Source organism: Snodgrassella alvi, assembly GCF_002777425.1.
Lineage (GTDB): Bacteria > Pseudomonadota > Gammaproteobacteria > Burkholderiales > Neisseriaceae > Snodgrassella > Snodgrassella alvi_B.
Genome location: NZ_MDVC01000015.1, coordinates 1 through 2,742, shown reverse-complemented (window position 1 = coordinate 2,742; position 2,742 = coordinate 1). Strand labels below are relative to the sequence as shown.

General features: G+C 37.8%; 5 protein-coding genes. All 5 read left to right on the top strand.

The features are described from left to right. A partial coding sequence (locus BGI33_RS02935) for an RHS repeat-associated core domain-containing protein (protein WP_306807361.1) occupies positions 1–495 on the top strand: 495 nt, incomplete at its 5' end. Next, on the top strand, positions 495–974 hold the full coding sequence (locus tag BGI33_RS02930; protein ID WP_100089892.1) for an immunity 26/phosphotriesterase HocA family protein: 480 nt from the start codon (positions 495–497) through the stop codon (positions 972–974). The genes BGI33_RS02935 and BGI33_RS02930, both read left to right, overlap by 1 nt. 346 nt (positions 975–1,320) lie before the next feature. Beyond that, on the top strand, positions 1,321–2,106 hold the full coding sequence (locus tag BGI33_RS02925; RefSeq protein ID WP_218965111.1) for an RHS repeat-associated core domain-containing protein: 786 nt from the start codon (positions 1,321–1,323) through the stop codon (positions 2,104–2,106). Beyond that, positions 2,099–2,536, top strand: coding sequence for a hypothetical protein (locus tag BGI33_RS02920; protein ID WP_143557171.1), 438 nt, complete (start codon positions 2,099–2,101; stop codon positions 2,534–2,536). Before BGI33_RS02925 ends, BGI33_RS02920 begins: the two co-directional genes overlap by 8 nt. 29 nt (positions 2,537–2,565) lie before the next feature. Further along, positions 2,566–2,742 (top strand): RHS repeat domain-containing protein (locus BGI33_RS02915; protein WP_306807477.1); only part of this gene is annotated, 177 nt, incomplete at its 3' end.

Genomic DNA, 2,742 nt, shown 5'->3' with positions numbered 1-2,742 from the left:
GATCCGGATATAGGTAGATTTACTCAGCCAGACCCGATTGGGTTGCTGGGTGGCTTGAATCTGTATCAGTATGCACCTAATGGGTTGACTTGGGTGGATCCGTTAGGATTAACGTCCGTTAATGCTGAGGGATATCATGTTTATGGACTATATGACCCTGGCGCAACAAAGCCTTATTACATTGGTATTACCAATAATGTTGAAAGAAGAAGAAATGAACATCGAGATACGGGAAGATTAACGTCAGGAAGAATGGAAGTACTAGAAAAAAATGTAACCTATGGTCAGGCCAGAGGGTACGAACAATACTATATTGAAATACACGAAACCAGAACCGGTACCATAGGTGAGGAAATTTCTTCTACAAATAGAGGAAATAAATATAACTCATTTGACCATAATCGCACTGATGACAGAGCTAAGGCATTCAAAGAAGCTTATCATAGTAAGAAAGGCAATAGTATGAATGGTCGTATAGGAAAAGGAAAATGCTGATGAGTGATTTCAAACTATGGGGTTGGGATAAAAAACCACGCACCATGCTACGGTTTATCAAGGCAGGAGACATATTCTGCTTTAAGCTGGATGAACAGAGATATTGTTTTGGCAGAATTATTATCAAAATTTTTATTGGTCATGTTGCCGAGCTGTTTGATAACATTTCTAATTCTCCTGATATATCTGAGGCAGAAATCAAACAAGCCCGGCGATTGATTGAACCAGTGATATTAGACAGCTACTCATTATTTGATAGGAAATCAGAAGGTGAGTGGAGAATAATCGGGCATCAACAAAACTATGTGCCTACCGATATGAATGGCGTATATTTCACCTATGGAGAAGAACCGTGGTGTAAAAAAATGGATATTTGGGAAAATGAAATTCCTATATCTGGAAAAGAAGCCGAATCCCTACCTCGTGTAGCGCCATTGGGTGACTATAATATTAGAAAAGAATTATTAAAGGATATCTGAAACCATGCTGGGAAGAGTATGATACTTTTTCCAGCTTTTATTTATTTCAGGAGTAGTACTTGTGCTATACCCTGAAACCAGCACAATAATGCTCAGATTAAATAAAAATCGCCCTGAATTTATACGCTAACTGGTCAGCCGTACTCAGATTAAAGAACTACTGGACACCCAGCACTACCACTACGATGCCGAACACCGCCTGACTGAAGTACGCATCGAACAATCAGACCACAACCAGCGTTACGGCTACGTCTACGACGCCTTAGGCCGGCGTATTGAAAAGCATCAGATAGACCGCGACGGCCAACCCTACAACCGTACCCGCTTCCTGTGGGACGGCTTAAGAATGATTCAGGAAACCGGCCCGAATCACCCCACCAGCCTGTATATCTATACCGACCAGAACAGCTACGAACCACTGGCACGTATAGACACAGACGGCAACCATGAACAACATATCCGCTACTTCCACACCGACCTGAACGGCTGTCCAGAAGAGCTCACCGATGCAAACGGTAAAATACTGTGGGAATGTAGCTTTCAGCTCTGGGGTAAACGGATTCATGAAATCGAACACGAACCCATAGAGCAAAACCTCAGATATCAGGGACAATATTTAGACAGAGAAACCGGCTTACATTACAATACCTTCAGGTATTATGATCCGGATATAGGACGCTTTACCCAGCCAGACCCGATAGGATTGCTGGGTGGGTTTAATCTGTATCAGTATGCGCCTAATGGGTTGACTTGGGTGGATCCGTGGGGGTGGTGTCCTAAACTTAATCGACGACAGGCTTTAAATAAAGCTAAAGATCTGGCTAATATTCCTCATTCTCAACAAATAGAGAGACAATGGATTGTTGGAAATAACCAAATTAGAAGAGGCCAAAGAAATTATAAATATTCTGAAGATTTAGGTTCACATGGAAGATATTATGAATATAAAAATGCACAAGGACATAAACGTGTCATTGTAGAACATACAAATGATCCAAGAGCCAAAAGTGTTCATACACATGCAGGTCAACCAAAACGTGGCGCCAATTCAATGACCTATGACTTCAAAGAAGAGCGATATCTAAAAATTATTGATCCGTTAACAAATGATCATCACATATATTATGAATAATAAACTCGAAAAAAAATTACTTTATATAAAAGCAAAAGAATATGTTAGCCAATTAAAAGGAATTGAATCATTTACAATTTCATATGTTAATGATGAAGATTTTGTTTGGTATAAAAAACAGCTTAAACTTTTTTTCAAGATTGATCAAATTGATAGTCTAATAACATTAGAGCATCCAATTAGCAAAAAAGAGCTAATTGAAATTATCAATAAAATTTTGAAAAATAAGACTTTTTCAAAATGCATTCAATTATTTGAAGAAAAAATTGCTATTCATTTAAATATTAATAATTTAGATGATTTTTTAAATAGTATATTTAGATACAATCAAACTTTTGATTTATCATTATTGTTTTTAGAACCTGAAAGGATACTGGTTATTAATGATGATGAATATGAAGTACATCTTCATTATTGTATAAACAATTAGAAATATGCAGTTAGGGCACACTAAAAGAGCTGACTAACGAAAACGACGAAATCGTCTGGGAATGCAGCTATCAACTTTGGGGTAAGCGGATTCATGAAATCGAACACGAATCAGTAGAGCAAAACCTCAGATATCAGGGACAATATTTAGACAGAGAAACTGGCTTACATTACAATACTTTCAGGTATTATGATCCGGATATAGGT

Coding starts and splice junctions, on each gene's coding strand:
- BGI33_RS02930 (WP_100089892.1), top strand. CDS start 495: ATGAGTGATTTCAAACTATGGGGTTGGGATAAAAAACCACGCACCATG.
- BGI33_RS02925 (WP_218965111.1), top strand. CDS start 1,321: ATGATTCAGGAAACCGGCCCGAATCACCCCACCAGCCTGTATATCTAT.
- BGI33_RS02920 (WP_143557171.1), top strand. CDS start 2,099: ATGAATAATAAACTCGAAAAAAAATTACTTTATATAAAAGCAAAAGAA.